The following is a 16156-nucleotide window of genomic DNA, read 5'->3' on the forward strand; positions in this document are numbered from 1 at the left end:
CGTCGCGCCCGCCGGCGGCCGACCTGGCCCCGGCGGCAGCGAAGCGCACCCCCGTTCGGGCTACAGGCTTTCCCGACACCCTCACCGGAGCAAGGTGAGCAGGCCGATCGGGTGACCGGCGTTGGCCTGTCGGTGTGCCGTGGTTCTGGCCTGGGCGAAGCCGTCCGCTGGGTCGAGCGCGACCCGGGCCGCTCAGCCGTCCTGGGCGGTCGCGGCGGCGGAGGCGCGCCACTCGCCCGGCGACATCCCGTAGGCGCTGCGAAAGACGTGGCTGAAGTGGGCGGGGCTGGAGAACCCCCAGCGTGCGGCCACGGTGCCGATCACTCGGTCTGCCCCGTCACGCCGGGCGAGTTCGGTCTTGCAGGCTTCGAGCCGGCGCTGTCGTATCCAGCGGCCCACGGTGGTGCCCTGCTCCTGGAAGAGTTTGTGCAGGTAACGCACGGAGATGCCGTGCTCGTCGGCGAGCAGCCGGGGCGACAGTTCCGGCTCACCGAGACGGCGTTCGACGGACGCCTTCACCTGGTCGAGCAGTGTCGGCCCTGCCGCTCCCGGAGCGGGCCCCTGGGGACCCGACTGACCCGCTGCCAAGGTGGCGAGGAGGTCCGTGACGGTGCGGGCGAGCTTCTCGCGCAGGACCGGCGGCGTTGTGCGGATCTGCGACACCAGGCCGGACAGGAGCGGCAGGAGCAGTGCGGCAGGCCCGCCGGGGGCATCGTCGACGGCCGTCGCGGTGAGGCGACGTATCTGCGTGTCGTCCAGTCGCAGCAGCCTGCGGGGCATCATCAGAACACAGGCGCGGTAGCGCTCGGGCATGACGAGTTTGAACGGGCTGCTCGCATCGTAGAAGGCGAGAAGCCCCGGGCCGAGCTGCGTCGAGCGGCCGTCCTGGAACAGCGCCGCCGTGCCGTGCAGTTGGAGGCGGGCGAAGAGGTGCGCCTTGCTGTCCGAGGCGATCTGCTCGGGCGTACGCACGACCTTGACCGGATCGGACTCCTCCATGGCGATCTGCAACGAACCGATCCGGTCGGCCCACATCGACGCCCGCCATGCGTCGGGGTCCTGGACCAGGACGTCCTGGCTGACGAAGGCCCCGGACAGGGCGTGCTGCCAGGAGGACACCCGGTCCGCAGGCGCAGCCGTCTCCGTCGAGAGGGCCAGGTGAAGCGGTGGACTCAGCGGCTGTCGACGGGGCATCGATCCTCCTCGTGGGAGCCTTGGCCACGTTCGCGGCGCAACCACTCCGTCGGAGGTATCCCGTACCGGCCCCGGAACACCCGGCTGAAGTGGGTCGCGCTGGTGAATCCCCAGCGGCGGGCGACCGTTCCCACACCCGCGCTCGCCGGGCCCGGGCTCGCCAACTCCCTGCGGCACTCCTCGAATCGGAGTTCCCGGATGAGGCGGCAGACCGTGGTGCCCTCGTTCTCGAACAGTCGGTGCAGATAGCGCACGGAGATCTGATGTGCGCGGGCGATGACCGGGGGTGTCAGGTCCGGATCGCTCAGATGCCAGCGGATGAACGTCTGGACACGCAGCAGGAGAACCTGGTCGGCGCCGGGCAGATCCGCCGAGCCCTTGCCGAGCTGTTCCTGGGCGACCGCGGCCAGCAGGCTCACCGTGCTGCTGCCGAGCCGGTCGGTGATCGCGGCGGAGTAGGAGTCGCAGCTGTCGGCCAGTTGTGCCATGAACGGCGAGAGCACCGCCGTCAGTCCCTCGCTGGGGCGCAGGGCCTTCGCCGTGATCTGTTGCAGGTCCGCCTCCCGTTGGCCGAGCAGGCATCGTGGCACGGCGAATATCTTCATCTGGAAGCGCTGCGGAAAGCGCGTGCGGGAGGGCCGCATGGTCTCGAAGAAGGCGACGTCCCCCGCACGCAGTTCGGTGGCGCGGCCGTCCTGCTCGATCTGGGCGACACCGGTGCTCTGCAGCACGACGAACACCTGCTCACCGTCGCCGCGGGCGATGAGGCGCGGCGCCCTGTAGACCACTCCCGGATCGCAGTCGACCGTGGTGATCTGCAGGTCACCGAGCTGGTCGGTGCGCATCTTCGCGTTGTAGGTGCGGTCCTCGGTGGAGATGTACATGCCGACGAGCGTCTCGAGGACCGCGTCGTGCCAATAGGCCAGGCTCTCTCGGAGCGGCACAGAATCGGTGGACAGTACCCGGCCCCGTTGCTTCGCAGTGACGGCAGAGCCGGTGCCGCCGCCCCCGGAGGAGGACCCAATGATCGAAGGCATGCCCCCAGCCTGCCGTCGGAAGCGGGCAAACGCTTCAGTCGGTTGACTGGTCTCCGCGTCGGTTGACTGGTCCGCGGCCGGGTGACGGGCCCGCGCGTCGGACCGGGGTACGTCGAGGCGTACGCGGCGAGCGGCTGCTGCAGGAGTGCCGCCGCCGTTGTCCGAGGCGAATGGCAGAGTGTTGGACATGGAGCAGCAGGAACAGCGAACGTCGGTTCGTCTCGTTGTCGTGGACCCGGATCTCACCGCTCAGTGCGACCGGGTGGAGAAGCATTTGCTGGCGCCGTTGGCGGGATCCCCCCGAATAGCGGATGATCGCCGGTTGTTCGAAGACGGACTCGCGGCCTTCCGGCGCATCCGGGACACGCTGGCCGACGCGGTGGCGCGGGGGCCGCGGGTGTGGACGCCGAACGGGCGCTGGGAACACGAGGGCCTGCGCATCGTCACGCTGCCCACCGCGGAAACGGACTTGTTGTACGCGCTGTTGCGTGAGCTGTCCGCGAGCCTGGTGGCCCCGCCGGACCAGCCCGATCCGTCAGGCGTTTTCGCCGCGCTCCACGGAGGTGTCCTGTCCGCCGAGGAGAGCACGGTCGGCCTGGTCGGCGCCTTGGCGCGGGTCCTCTCGATGGTGGACCTGGCTCCCGACGCCGACGCCACCACGCTCTTCGCGGTACTGGAAGAGGCCGACGGCGAGGACGTGAGGCTGACTTACGCGCAGGAAGAGGCCTGGCAACGCCTCGCCCACCGGGTCACCATGCTGCTGACCGAGTCCGCTCCGCTGCACCGCTTCCTCTATTGATCCGGCCTGGCCGCTGCGGCGTGATCGAACCACCCTGGGGATGTCCTTTCGATCTCCATTCGAGGCAGGCGCGTCTGCCTGCGCGTTTTCCGCAGGACGGCCGTTTCGGGCTCTCAGCGCCCTGTAATGGCTTCATTACGCTGTGACGGCCGCTCGGCGGGCGAGCGGTGGAAGACGGTCACGGGGGCACCATGAGTTTTGGCTTCGGGCGGCAGCGGGGCGGACAGCTCCCCGTCGAACGGACCAGCTTTGTCGGGCGGGACGAGGAGATCGCCCGGATACAGCGGGCGTTCGACGAGGCGCGACTGGTCACCCTGGTGGGGCCGGGAGGCGTCGGCAAGAGCCGGACGGCACTGCGTGCGGCGGGCGGCCTGCGGGAACGATTCTCCGACGGGGTGTGGCTCGTCGAGCTGTCGGCGCTGTCGGATCCCGAGCTGGTCCCGGCGATGCTCGCGGCAGCACTGGAGGTGCCCGAGCAGTCCGGCATGGATCCAATGGACGCGGTCGTCGCGCACCTGCGGGAACGCCGGCTGCTGATCGTGCTCGACACCTGTGAGCACCTGGTCGACGCGTGCGCGGTGCTGTGTGACGTGCTGCTGCGCGAGGCGGCGCAGGTGTGTGTGCTCGCCACCAGCCGGCAACCGCTGGATGCGGCAGGGGAGTTCACCGTGCCGATCTCGCCGCTGGGGGCGGACGACGCGCTGGAACTGTTCGCCCAGCGGGCCGCGTGCGCGGTGCCCGGCTGGCAGGTGACCGAGACCAACCACGCCCAGGTCCGGGCGTTGGTGGAGCGGTTGGACGGCATCCCCCTCGCGGTGGAGCTGGCGGCGGTGCGCCTGCGCGTCGCCCCGCTGGCAGAGCTGGTGGCCCGGCTCGGCGGCCGCTTCGACGTGCTCACGGGCGGGCGGCGCGGCACGCCGGACCGTCACCAGACGCTGCGTACCGCGATCGGCTGGTCGCACGAACTGTGCACGCCGGCCGAGCGGCTGCTGTGGGCCCGACTCTCCGTGTTCGCAGGCTCGTTCGAGCTCGGGGCCGCCGAGCGGATCTGCGCAGACGGCATCCTCGCCGGCAAGGACGTACCCACCACTGTGTTCGGGCTGGTCGACAAGTCGGTGGTGCACCGCGCGGGCGAGGACGGGACGCGCTACCGGCTGCTGGACACCATCCGTGAGTTCGGCGCCGAGCGGCTGGACGAGGAAGGCGGCGCGGCAGCCGTGCGCGAGCGGCACTTCGCGCACCACCGGCAGCTGGCACAGCGGTTGTGGGACGAGCTGATCAGCCCCGCCCAGGTCGGCCTGCACGGCTCGGTGCGATCCGAGATCGCCGACCTGCGTGCCGCACTGCGCTACGCGTACGCCACCGAGGGCCGGGCGGCACAGGGGCTGTGGCTGGCCGCGCAGCTGGCGCCGTACTGGCGGGCGGCCGGGATGCTCTCGGAGGGGCGCTACTGGATCGACAAGGGGCTGGACCTGGTGCCCGAGGACTGTGCGGAGCGGGCCTGGGGGCTGTTGATGACCGGGGTGTTCGCGGTGTGGACCGGCGATCTCGCGCTGGCGCCGGTGCGGTTCCACGAGGCACGGGAGGTCGCCCTGCGCAGCGGCGAGGAGCGGGTGGTGCTGTTCGCGGACCCCTACCTGGGGGCGATGCGGGCGCTGTGCGGGGAGATCGACGAGGGGCTGGCCGAGGTCGAGGAGGGGCTCCAGCGCATCGTCGCGGCGCGCGACGCGCTGGGCATGGCCATCATCCACTACGAGGGCGCGCTGCTGCTGGCCGTCCTCGGGAACGCTGACGGCGCGCTGGATCGGTGCGTGGCGGGTCTCACCTTCCTCCAGGACACGGGCGAGCGTCAGTTGTATGCCTCCACGCTGATGGTGCAGGGCCTGATCCTCTGGCTCGCCGGCCGGCACGAGGAGAGCGCGGCGCCGCTGCGGCAGGCCCTGGAGGCGGTGAGCGAGATCGGTGACGTACTGGTCGCCGCGCTGTGCTGCCTGGGGCTTGCCTGGCATGCCGCACGCCGGGAACGGCACACCCAGGCGGCCTGGTTGCTGGGGTACGCGGAAAGCGCACGGCGACTGAGCGGGGATCCGGTGGCCATGCTGCCCTCGCTGCTGGAGGAACAGGAGAGCGTGCAGCAGACGGTGCGGGCGGCGCTGGGGAACGCGGAGTTCGACCGCTGGCACACCGTCGGGGCGCACATGTCGGGAACCGAGATCCTGGAGGCGGTGCGCGCCGGAGCGGAAGTGCCGCAGTCGGCGCGGTGCGTGCCCGGGGCACGCACCGCGGACGGGGCGCCGGACGTACTGACCCCGCGGGAGCGGGAAGTCGCCGCCCTGGTGGCGGACGGGTTGTCCAACCGGGAGGTCGCCGAGCGCCTCGTGATCTCCAAACGGACCGCGGACACCCATGTCGAGCACATCCTGAGCAAGCTCGGCGTCACCTCGCGTGCGCAGATCAGGCCCGCCCTGGAGTCGTGACATCGCCGACGTCGGAGGGCAGCCGCGCCGGGGGTAGGTATGCCGACCCGAGGGACGGCGCCTGCTACGTATGCAGTACGCGGGAGAGCGGTTGGCGTGCGCGGCCGAAGGTACGGGTACGCGCGCCAGGCGCCCCGGCTTGACGCTTTCCGTCGTTGCTCGGCGTCAAGAAGCCCGGGGCGGTGGCGCTACGAATCCCAGGTCACCGTGTCGCCCGCCCTGCCGCGGGGGCGGGTACGGGCAACTCCGTACGCGGCGGCGGCAGGGACGGCAGGCGCAGTCGGCCCGGGGCCCCGGCCTCGATGTCGGCGAGCAGCAGCCGCAGGGCGGCGGAGCCGTGCGGAGCGGGCAGTCCGGCGTCGAGGGCGGTCAGGGTGCGGCGGGCCCGGTGCCAGGCGCGGCCGCTGTGGCCGCGCCGGTGATCGACGAAGGCCCGCGCGTAGCGGGCGAGCACACCGGCCCACTCGTCCTCGCGGACGCCCGGGTGCGTCAGGGCGCGCCGGGCACTGCGCCGGGCCGCGCCGGGGGAGAAGCCGGCCTGGACGACGGCCAGGGCGGCCAGGCTGACCGCCGGTGACGGGCCGCCCGGGGCGTACGGAGGGATGGTGTCCGCGGCTTCCTGGAAGTGCTCGGCGGCGGCCCTGAAGTCATGCCGGTGCAGCTCCAGCATGCCCTGGACATGGGCGACGCGGCCGATGACGGCGTCGTCGCCGGCCCGGACGGCGGCAGGCCAGGCCCGGCCCAGCAGCGCCCGGGCGGCCTGCGGATCGGTGCACGCCGACAGCCATGCCGCGAGCCACAGGCCGCGCACCGCCACGGGTGCGTCCGGCTCGCACAGCGGCAGCAACTGGAGGACGTGGTCGCGGCCTTCCTCGACCCGGTCGTACACCGCCCACCAGAACCACAGGTCGACCACGGTCTCCAGGGCGGCTTCCGCGTGCTCCGGCTGGGTCAGCGCGTACCGGATCATGGCCCCGAGGTCGTGCTGCTCGTCCAGGACCAGCCGTACGGCCCCTGACTGGTCACCGGTGCCCCACAGGTTCTCGGCGACCGCGGCCACTCGTCGGCAGTGGACCACCCGCCGTTCCGCGGCCACCGGGAACTCGCCCGCCTCCCGCAGGCGCGCGGCCCCGAACTCCCGTGCCGTACGGGTCATCCGGTACCGAGGCAGGCGCGGGCCGCCAGGGTCGCCGACGGCTTCCAGCACGCCCACGGCAGTGAGTTGCGCCAGACAGGCGGGCACGTGGTGCGGCTCGACACCGCCACCGGCGCACAGGAACACCGCCGTCGACTCGGTGAAGGAGCCCCCGAAGGTGCTGGCGCGCGCCCACACGATGCGCTGCGCCCGCTCGCACAGCACATAGCTGGCGCCGATCGCCTCGCGCAGCGACCGGTGCCGCCGCAGGGTGGGGTGCGGGCTGTTGAGCCAGTTCTGATGGCGCTCCAGCAACTCTGCGAGCTCGCGCACCGAATGACGTACCGTCTGCTCCGCGGCCAGCTCGATGGCGAGCGGAACACCGTCCAGTCGCCGGCAGATCGACGTCGCCGCGCGCAGGTCCGCGTCCGGGAGGCCGACGTCCTTCGGTGCCGCCCGCAGGCCCGGGCGCTCACGGTCGGGGTCCCCCAGGTCCGCGTGCTCAAGGCCGGCGTCCTCCGCCGCGGCGCGCGCCCGCGCCAGGAACAGCTCCACCGCCGGACCGTGACCGCTTTCTCCGCCCGGCGTTTCGGCACTGAGCGGCGCCAGTCGCAGGACGTGTTCGTCGCCCAGGCCCAGGGCGCGGCGGGACGTGACCAGCACGCGCAGGTCCGGATGCGCCATCAGCAGGTGCTGCACCATGCTCAGGCACTCGCGGTGGACGGGATCGACGTCGTCCAGGAACAGCAGGGCCTGTGCCGAGGGCAGGTCGCGGACCACGCGGGCGATGTCCACCGCGTCGTCCGGACACGGCAGCACCCCGGTCAGGGCCTGGACGACCCGGGCGGTGAGCGCGCCGGGCCCGCCCGGGCCGCTGCCCTGCCAGCGCACCTCGACGACTTCCTGCCACGGTCCGTCCGTCATGGCCGCCGTGACCCCCGCAGCCAGCCTGCTCTTTCCCACCCCGGCCGTCCCGGCCACCGTCACCAGACGGTGCCCGGCCAACAACCCCCGCAGGACGGCCGACTCCCGCTCCCGACCGATCAGGCCGCCGGGCTCCCCACCACTGGACGCGGACAGGCCCTCGGGCCCGCCGACACTTGTCCACACTTTCGTAACTCCCCGTACCGTTTTCGAGCGCGATCAATGGGCGGCGCCGCCCGGGTGTCGGCGGACCCGGGTGCAGAACCGTCACTGCATCGGCGCACGGCAACCCCAACGCAACTGGCGCACGCCGGGTAGCGCCGGTACACGCCGGATCACACCCCCCGACGAACGATCGAACCCGTGTGCGTTAACGCCCGTCATGGCCTGACCCTGGGCGCCTACGCAGGGGGTCTCAGGGCGTACGTATGCGGGTCCCGTCGGGAAAGCGGAGCTCAACAGAACCCTGGGCGGTGACCGCGGCGTGCGTACCCGTGCGCAGAGCGCGGGGATCGCCGTGGAGTGACGGATCGGCGGTGAGGACCACGAGGGTCGCGAGCAGCAGGGTGCCGCCGGGGTGCGGCGAGGTGAGCAGAGGTGTGGCGGAGTAGTGGCCGTAGGCGTTGTGGCCGCGGGTGTGCACGATGCTGCCGTGGCACGGAGCATCCGCGTCCTGCCAGCCGAGCAGACCCACCAGCGCCGAGGTCAGGCCGTCCTGGCGGCGGACCAGAGCCCAGGCGGGACCCGTGTCCGTGGCGGGCGGGGCGGTGTCGCAGGCCACCGCCCAGCCGCCCTCGCGCACGGTGGTGCCGGCCGGCGCCTCGACGCGGTGCACGCGCACCTCCCAGGGGCCGTGCACCACGCTGGTCGTGGTGATGCGCGAAGGCGCTTCGCCCTCCGGCCCGAGGGGCGCGTGCCACGACGCCGCCTGACGGCCCTCGGCGTACAGCGGATGGATGCGCCCGCGACGGGAGGCGCCCGAGGAGTCCAGCAGTGCGAGGTGGTTGTCGGGGCCCGATGGTTCCGCGCCGGGCGGCGTCTGCGGGGCGGTGGCGCTGGAGTAGGCGAAGCGTGTGTAGTGCGCGTTGTCCTCGGACTCGGCCGGGTCCGGCGGCAGCCGGTCGCTGCCGTGATTGACCAGTCGTACGATCCCGTCGGCGGCCGTGGAGTGCAGCAGCCACCCCGGAGCGGGCAGAGCGACCTGGCGGTCCGCCGTGTCGACGGGGCCCGCTTCCTCGGGGGCCGTCCACACCGGGTGATCGGCGGGCAGCAGCAGTCCGAGGAACGCCTTGCTCGCCCAGTACGGGGAGGCGGGGCCCGAGTAGCGCTGGGTGACCGGGCGAAAGGGCCGGTACCAGCCGAGGCTCAACAGGCCCTGTTCGTCGGGGACTCCACGCTCGGCGAAGTGCTTCAGCGCGCCGGAGGCCAGCCGGCGGGTGCGGCCGGGCGGCAGGGGAGTGGCGTCGGCGAGCACGCCGGCCCACAGCGGTGCGGCGGTGGCGAAGCGGTAGGTGAGGGACCGTCCCTGGTGCACGGGCGCCCCGTCGGAGCCGAAGAAGTACTGGTGGACGCCGAGGAATTCACGCAGCCGCTCGCGGTGGCGGTCCACCAGGGCCGGATCGGCGCGCGGTCCCGCGATGCGCGCCCACAGCACCGGATACAGGTGCAGAGCCCAGGCGTTGTAGTAGTCGAACTTCCGCCCGTCCCCGTCGGTGTACCAGCCGCCGCCCCGGTACCAGTCCTCCAGGCGCGCGAGCCCCGCGTCGATCTCCGCGCGGCTGTGCGGGGCGCCGACGGAGGCGAGGAACTCCTCCGTGATGACCTGGAAGAGCCGCCAGTTGGAGTCGTTGACCCGTGCGCCGACGAACTTGCCCAGCCAGGCGACGACCCGCTGTCGTACGCCGTCGTCGAGCCGGTCCCAGATCCACGGGCGCGTCTCGTGCAGGGCGATCGCGACGGACGCGGCCTCGACCATCGGCTGGGCCCGGTCGCGGATGGGCGGCCAGCACGCGGCGCCGTACGGATCGGTGCCGGCGGCGAGCCCGGCCGCGTACCGCTCGATCAGTGCGGGACCGACCTGTCCGGCGGATCCCGCGATGCGGAAGGCGGCGAGCAGGAAGGAGCGGGCGTAGCCCTCCAGCCCGTCCGACCTGGCGCCGGAGTGGCTGGCCGGGCCGGGCAGCCGGTACTGGGCCAACTCCGGTGAGGCGTACGGCACAAGACCGTCCAGGAGGCGGTCGGCCGTCGTCTCCCAGTGCAGGCGGGTCCAGCCGGTGAGAGGGGAGAGCACGGGGTCGGAGGGCGGCAGGTGGCCGGCGTCGGCCGAGAGGTGCGGCGCGGTCATGCGGGGGTGAGTCCTCCGTCTGTCACAGGCCGCGCCCCGGCGGGGGCGCGGCGACGCTGTCGCGTACGACGATGTGGGTGCCGAGCAAGTGGTGGGCGCCCGCGGCCTGTTCGGGGTCGCGCAGGGCGAGGCGTACGGCGGCCCGGCCCAGTTCTGTCGACGGGGTGCGGACCGTGGTGAGCGGCGGGTTGAAGTCCTCCGCGAGGGGGATGTCGTTGTAGCCGACGACGGAGATGTCGTCCGGGACGCGGAGACCGGCCTCGCCGATGGCGCGGATGGCCCCGGCCGCGACCATGTCGTCACCGGCGACGACAGCGGTGAACTCCCGGTCGTCTTTGAGCAGTTCGGTCATCGCCCGGTGTCCGGCGCTGCGGCCGAGGCCGCAGTCCACGACGTGTCCGGCCTCGGGCGGCAGGCCGTGCTCGGCGAGGGCTGCGCGGTAGCCGGCGACGCGTGCGTCCAGGGTGGTGTTGCCGGGCAGGCCGCCGAGGAAGACGATCCTGCGGTGGCCTGCCGACAGCAGGTGGCCGGTGATGGCGTGGGCCCCGGCCTCGTTGTCGAACTCCACGACCAGCGCGGGGATGTCGGCATCCGGCGCCGGCCGCCCGCACAGCACCAGGCGCGCCCCGGCTGAGTCGAGGGCCTGCGCGTAGTGCGCGACCCGCTCGCGATAGGCGTCGTCCTCTACGACACCGCCCACGAGGATCACCAGGCGGGCGCCCTCCTCGCGCATCAACTGGACGAACTCCAGCTCCCGTTGCGGGTCCCCGCCGGTGGCGCCGAGCAGGCACAGCCAGCCACGTTCGGCCGCCTCCGCCTCGATGCCCTCGGCGACCTGTGCGTAGAAGGGGCTGGTGACCTGGCGCAGGACGACGGCGACCATCTTGCGGCCGCCGCCGACCAGGGCGCGGGCGTGGGCGTTGGCGACGTAGTCAAGCGCCTGGGCCGCGCGCAGCACCCTGGTGCGAGTGGCGGGCGGCACCGGGTAGTTGCCGCTGAGCACGCGCGAGACCGTGGCCACGGACACGCCGGCCCGCTCCGCCACCTCGCGGATCGTGACCCGCCCCTTTGTCGCCATGTCGTTCCCCGTTCCTGTTCGCCGTGATCTGTCCGCCGGTGCCGCCTCACGCGTTGGCGGCGTACTCCTTGGCGTATTCCTGGGCCATTCTGTCGCCGCCGCGCGAACGCCATTTCTTGACGGCGGCGTCGTACTCGGACAGCGGGCTGCGTCCGGCGATCACGGCGGTGATCGTGTCCTCCATCAGGGCCTTGAGGGTGGTGCCCTGGGCGGTGTTGGTGCGGGACTGCAGCCCGTAGGAGGCGTTGCGGACGGCGACCGGAACCACCTTCTGCTGCCAGGCGTGCAGGGCGCGGACCGCCTCGGGCCGCTCCGGAACGAAGAGCACCTGGGGTCCCTCGGCCAGGTACTTGAAGGGCAGGTTGGTGACGTTCTCGACCTCGCCGAGCTTGGTGGGCTCCGGTGCGCCGTCCTTGCCCCGGGTGAAGTGCGGGCCCTCCAGGCCGTAGTGCGTGAGTTCCCACTCCTTCGTGCCGAACGGGGCGGCCAGGTAGTCGAGGATGCGCAGCAGGAGTTGGACGCGCTCCTTCTTCGCCTTCTTCAGCACGGTGTAGCCGAAGGAGCGGCGGGCGGCGACGACACCGCCGGCCGTCCCGTCCACGCTGTACGGCAGCGCGGGCGCCGGCGTCAGCAGACCCTCGGAGTCGGGGTACAGCGCCTGGTACGCGCCGAAGCCGTTCTGCATGGAACCGGCCGTCCCGTTGAGGAACAGCGTGCTCAGGTCGGCCGACGACAGCGAGGTGGCGTCGGGGTGGTAGGAGCCGTTCTTGCGCAGCTGCGCCTGGTAGACGACGGACGCCTTGAAGCGTTCGTCCGCGAAGCCGGAGTGGAAGACGCCCTTGGCGTCGACCGACCAGCCCTGCGGCGCGTTGTGGGCCGCCGAGTGCACGGCGTTGCCGAACAGCGAGCCGGTCGCGGCGCCCAGCGCGTATGTCTTCCCGTGCGTGGCCTTCTTGGCGACGGCGGCGAAGTCCGCCGAGGTCCAGCCCTCCTTCATGCCCGCGCCGGTGAACATGCCCTGGTTGACCCACAGCGTGGAGCCGGGCAACGGCCGTTCGAGCGGGATGCCGTAGATCTTGCCGCCGATGCGGCCCATGTCGCGCCAGGCGTGGGTGGGGATGCCCGCCAGGTTGGGGTAGTCCTTGACGGACGCGCCGGACAGGAACGGGGTCAGGTCCTCGGCCCGCTTCTGCACGAACTGCGCCTCGCGGGGCAGGACGAAGCCCGAGAAGACGTTGATGATGTCGGGCAGGTCGTCGGCGTCACCGGCCATCACCGTGGCCATCTTCTTCTGGTAGTCGGCCTGCGAGATGACGGTGAACTCGATCGTGACGCCCAGGGCCTTCTCGACGGCCCGCCAGTACTGGTTCTGCGCCCTTCCCTTCGGGGGTACGCCGAAGGTGACGGCCATGACCTTGACCGTGGAACCGTCTCCCGGGGTGCGGGCGACCGAGGTGGTCAGGTCGGCGGGGTAGGAGGTGTAACCGGGCTGGACGCCCGCGTCGGTGGGGGCGAGGTCCGGCTTCGGTCCGGCGGCAGCCGCGTAGGCGGGCCAAGGGGCCAGCTTCTTGCCCGCGTTGGAGACGTCGCTGTCGTCGGAGCCGGTGGAGCAGGCGGTCAGCAGACCGGGCACGGAGACTGCGGCGCCGCCGGCCGCCGCGGAACGCAGCAGGGTGCGTCGGGACATGCTGGGCATGGACGAACGACCTTTCTGGATACGGCTCTTGGGGGAAGGTCAGGTTCTCGAGGTGGTGTCAGGTCTCTGACGTGGCGTCAGCTCTTGACGGCGCCGGTGAGCACGCCCTTGGTGAAGTACTTCTGAAGGAAGGGGTAGACCAGCAGGATCGGCCCGGTGGCGATCACGAGGACGGCCATCTGGATGGTCTGCGGTGCGTTGACCGTTGCTTCGCCGGTGGTGGTGTCGGTGAGCCCGGAGCCGGCCACCACGTAGGTGCGCAGCACCTGTTGGAGCGGCCAGTGGTCGCTCTCCAGGTAGAGCGAGGCGTAGAACCAGGAGTTCCAGTACGCCACCGCGTAGAACAGACCGACGACCGCGAGTGCCGCCTTCGACAGCGGGATCACGATGGTCCACAGCACACGCCAGTCCCCGGCGCCGTCCAGCCGTGCGGCCTCGTACAACTCCTCGGGTATGCCCTGGAAGAAGCCGCGCAGGACGACGAGGTTGAAGACGTTGACCAGTACCGGCAGGACCAGCGAGGCGTAGCTGTCGAGCATCCCGAGTTCCTTGACCACCAGGAAGCTCGGGATCATGCCCGGCGGGAAGAGGAAGGTGAACAGCACCAGCAGGAGCACCGGTTTGCCGCCGAAGACCCCGGGGCGGGACAGGGCATAGGCGAGCGTCACGGTGCAGACGAGGCTGAGCAGCGTGCCGACGATCGTGACACCGGCGCTGACGCCGAGGGCGTGGGTGACGATGCCGCCGTCGAGGATGTCCCGGTACGCCTTCAGGGTCGGGTCCTTGGGCCACAGCACCCAGCCGCCGTTCGCCACCACTTCGCGCTGCGAGGCGAGCGAGGTCGACAGAATCACCAGGAACGGCACGCAGACCAGCAGGACGACCGTGACGAGGGCCACCGCCTTGGCGGCCTGGGTGGCGGGCTTCGGCCTCTCCATCCAGCCGGGCCGGACATGGGCGCTCACTTGTAGACCCCCTGTTCGCCCAGACGGTGGGCGACCTTGTTGGCCGCATAGACGAGCAGGGCGCCGATCACGCCCTTGAACAGGCCCGCGGCCGCGGCGAATCCGTAGTCGCCGCCGACGATGCCCTGGTAGTAGACGAAGGTGTCGATGATCTCGGCGGCCTGTGGGCCGACCGCGTCGCGCTGGAGCAGCATCTGCTCGAAGCCGGCGGACAGGATGTCGCCGAGCCGCATGATCAGCAGCAGCACGACCACCGGGCGGATGGCCGGGAGGGTGACGTGCCAGAAGCGCCGCCAGGGTCCCGCCCCGTCGATCGCCGCGGCCTCGTACTGCTGCTCGTCGACCTGGGAGAGTGCGGCGAGGAAGATGATCGTGCCCCAGCCGGCATCCTTCCAGACCACCTGCGCGACAACGAGCGGCTTGAAGGCGTCCGGGTTGCCGATGATGTCGACGGTGTGCAGCCCCGCGTCGCCGAGATAGCTGTTCACCATCCCCGTGTCGCCCAGGACCTGTTGGAACAGGGCCACCACGATCACCCACGAGATGAAGTGCGGGAGATACGCCACCGACTGCACGAAGCGGCGCACCGAGCTCCAGGTGAGGCTGTGCAGCAGCAGGGCGAGCGCGAGCGGGACGGGGAAGTAGAAGACGATCTGGAGAAGCGCGATCCAGAGGGTGTTGAGCACCGCGTCCCAGAACTCGCTGTCCTGGAACATCCGTTGGAAGTTGTCGAGGCCGACCCAGGGGCTGCCCCAGATGCCGTCGAAGGGCACGTAGTCCTTGAAGGCGATGACGTTGCCGGCGAGCGCTCCGTAGTGGAACACCAGGAAGTACGCGAGCCCGGGAACCATCAGCAGGAACAGTGCCCGGCTCCGGCGTCTGTGAAAACCTTTTCGCTTCTTTGGAGCGCCTGTCGGGTGACGGGAAGAGTGGCTGACCGTCGATTTTCCAGGGCGCTCGCGCAGCAGCGCTGCCACGGAGCCTCCTCGGCTGCGGTAGGGAGTGGAAGGGAAGTTAAAACGTTTCCAGAGTCGGGTCAACACCTCTGGCACAGATCCGCGGTCAGTCGCCGACCTCCGGGGTGCGCAGGTGCGGTCTCCGTCCTCGTCCGATCTGATGTGGTGTCAACCCGGTTGAGCGGTAACGGACGTCCTGCTCGACCGGGCGCCCGTCACGGCGGATCCGTGCGGCGGGCCAGCTTCCGGCCCCATGCCTGGCTCGGCGCTTCGATGAACTGGTGGGTCAGCACGCACAGCGGCAACAGCGCGGCGAAGAAGGCCACTTCGAGCAGAGGCTGATCGTGTCGCCACCGGCCGAACAGGCGGTCGGTCACCGCCAGCAGCACCGGATGCACCAGGTAGACCGAGTAGCTGATGGTTCCCAGCCCGGTCACCCAGCGCGGTATCCGCCGGTGGCGCAACGCCAGTCCGGCACCGAAGGTGAGCACGGCCAGCAGGAACGCCACGATCCAGCCGCGTCGGGTGAAATCGGTCCCGTCGCCCTGCCGGCACGCACTGCCCACGGCGCAGGCGAGCACCACGGCGGCTGTGCACGCAGCGGACCACCAGGTGCTCCGACCGGTCTCGGCGCGGTGGACGGCGGTGCCGAGGAACATCACGGCGAGGATCACCAGGCCTTCCCACGCGGAGACCGTGCCGTTGAGAAGGACCAGGACGAACGCCAGCAGTCCGCCGAGTACACCCCCGAACACCCTAAGCGCCGACGACCCGGCGCTCGCACAGCAGATGGCCACCACCATGGTGATCGAGACGACCACGACCAGCGGACCGGTGCCGACCGCGCCGGAGAGGGCGGAGGCCGGCAGCACGCCCCCTGTCGCCGCGCTCACGGCGGCGAGCGCGGCCAGGGTGACGGCCACCGCTGACGAGCGCTGGTGCCGGCGGACCGTGAAGAGAGCGACGACCAGCAGGTAGAAGGCCATCTCATAGGAGAGCGTCCACAGGATGAGAAGGAGGTTCGGCGTTCCCAACAGCTCCTGGAACAAAGTGACATGCGCGACGACCACCGTGGCGGCGCTCTCCCCGCCGAAGTCGTCGCGGATCACCGCGATGCCCGCCCAATGGAGGGCAAGGACCGCCGTGACGGCAGCCGCCCACAGCGGATAGATGCGGAACACCCGTCCGATCCAGAAAGTCCGGACGCAGCCCCGGCGTTCGAGCGACGCGGGGATGATGTAACCGCTCACGAGGAAGAACACCATGATGGCGTACCGGCTGGTATTGAACTGAGGCATCAGCGCCTGCCGGGACTCCGCCAAGAAGGCGTACGACGAGTGGTCGAAGACCACGACGAGGGCCGCGATGCCGCGCAGGGCATCCAGCCAGCCCAACCGCGCATGACCGGACGGCTTTTCGGCCGGCGCGCCGGACACGGGTAATCGTGGCGGCGCGGAGGGCAGCCGCCTCGGCGACGGAGGTACGGAGAGTGGGGGTTCCATACCCACTGTCACGTACCGTCTGTCGCAGATATTCAGATCCGCACCGAAC

General features: G+C 71.2%; 10 protein-coding genes and 1 pseudogene. 2 read left to right on the forward strand and 9 right to left on the reverse strand.

Annotation, left to right across the window (positions count from 1 at the left end; genetic code table 11):
* Positions 1–192 precede the first annotated feature (192 nt).
* Together AB5J56_RS42880 and AB5J56_RS42885 are read right to left on the reverse strand one after the other, a co-directional pair.
* A complete protein-coding gene (locus AB5J56_RS42880; protein ID WP_369241565.1) occupies positions 193–1194 on the reverse strand; it encodes a helix-turn-helix domain-containing protein in 1002 nt (333 codons plus the stop codon).
* The gene (locus AB5J56_RS42885) at positions 1173–2138 is read right to left on the reverse strand and encodes a helix-turn-helix domain-containing protein (protein ID WP_369241567.1); all 966 of its coding nucleotides are present in this window, start codon (positions 2136–2138) and stop codon (positions 1173–1175) included. The genes AB5J56_RS42880 and AB5J56_RS42885 overlap by 22 nt, the downstream gene beginning before the upstream one ends.
* A gap of 280 nt (positions 2139–2418) precedes the next feature.
* Between AB5J56_RS42885 and AB5J56_RS42890 the strand changes: the two genes are divergently transcribed.
* On the forward strand, positions 2419–3030 hold the full coding sequence (locus AB5J56_RS42890; RefSeq protein ID WP_369241569.1) for a hypothetical protein: 612 nt from the start codon (positions 2419–2421) through the stop codon (positions 3028–3030).
* Between the two features lie 191 nt (positions 3031–3221).
* Positions 3222–5507, forward strand: coding sequence for a LuxR C-terminal-related transcriptional regulator (locus AB5J56_RS42895; protein ID WP_369241571.1), 2286 nt, complete (start codon positions 3222–3224; stop codon positions 5505–5507).
* Positions 5508–5709: 202 nt separating this feature from the next.
* On the opposite strand, the gene AB5J56_RS42900 is transcribed toward AB5J56_RS42895, so the two are convergent.
* From AB5J56_RS42900 to AB5J56_RS42930, 7 genes and pseudogenes are all read right to left on the reverse strand, one after another.
* Complete coding sequence (locus AB5J56_RS42900; RefSeq protein WP_369241573.1) at positions 5710–7752, reverse strand: hypothetical protein; 2043 nt, start codon at positions 7750–7752, stop codon at positions 5710–5712.
* Positions 7753–7981: 229 nt separating this feature from the next.
* Entirely contained in the window at positions 7982–9910 is a 1929-nt protein-coding gene (locus tag AB5J56_RS42905; RefSeq protein ID WP_369241575.1) for a DUF2264 domain-containing protein, read from the reverse strand.
* Between the two features lie 22 nt (positions 9911–9932).
* Positions 9933–10997, reverse strand: a pseudogene (locus AB5J56_RS42910) (LacI family DNA-binding transcriptional regulator); the annotation flags it as partial.
* Between the two features lie 37 nt (positions 10998–11034).
* Complete coding sequence (locus tag AB5J56_RS42915) at positions 11035–12684, reverse strand: extracellular solute-binding protein (protein ID WP_369241577.1); 1650 nt, start codon at positions 12682–12684, stop codon at positions 11035–11037.
* Positions 12685–12761: 77 nt separating this feature from the next.
* Complete coding sequence (locus AB5J56_RS42920) at positions 12762–13649, reverse strand: carbohydrate ABC transporter permease (protein WP_369241579.1); 888 nt, start codon at positions 13647–13649, stop codon at positions 12762–12764.
* On the reverse strand, positions 13646–14500 hold the full coding sequence (locus tag AB5J56_RS42925; RefSeq protein ID WP_369241581.1) for an ABC transporter permease: 855 nt from the start codon (positions 14498–14500) through the stop codon (positions 13646–13648). The genes AB5J56_RS42920 and AB5J56_RS42925 overlap by 4 nt, the downstream gene beginning before the upstream one ends.
* Before the next feature lie 320 nt (positions 14501–14820).
* Positions 14821–16041 (reverse strand): acyltransferase family protein, encoded by a 1221-nt coding sequence (locus AB5J56_RS42930; protein ID WP_369241583.1) that lies wholly within the window; start codon positions 16039–16041, stop codon positions 14821–14823.
* Positions 16042–16156 lie beyond the last annotated feature (115 nt).

Origin of the sequence: Streptomyces sp. R21, from assembly GCF_041051975.1 — a bacterium.
Lineage (GTDB): Bacteria > Actinomycetota > Actinomycetes > Streptomycetales > Streptomycetaceae > Streptomyces.

Excerpts from the sequence above, each read along its gene's own strand:
- AB5J56_RS42915 (WP_369241577.1), bottom strand. The coding sequence starts at position 12,684 with ATGCCCAGCATGTCCCGACGCACCCTGCTGCGTTCCGCGGCGGCCGGC.
- AB5J56_RS42895 (WP_369241571.1), top strand. The coding sequence starts at position 3,222 with ATGAGTTTTGGCTTCGGGCGGCAGCGGGGCGGACAGCTCCCCGTCGAA.
- AB5J56_RS42890 (WP_369241569.1), top strand. The coding sequence starts at position 2,419 with ATGGAGCAGCAGGAACAGCGAACGTCGGTTCGTCTCGTTGTCGTGGAC.
- AB5J56_RS42880 (WP_369241565.1), bottom strand. The coding sequence starts at position 1,194 with ATGCCCCGTCGACAGCCGCTGAGTCCACCGCTTCACCTGGCCCTCTCG.
- AB5J56_RS42905 (WP_369241575.1), bottom strand. The coding sequence starts at position 9,910 with ATGACCGCGCCGCACCTCTCGGCCGACGCCGGCCACCTGCCGCCCTCC.
- AB5J56_RS42925 (WP_369241581.1), bottom strand. The coding sequence starts at position 14,500 with ATGGTTCCCGGGCTCGCGTACTTCCTGGTGTTCCACTACGGAGCGCTC.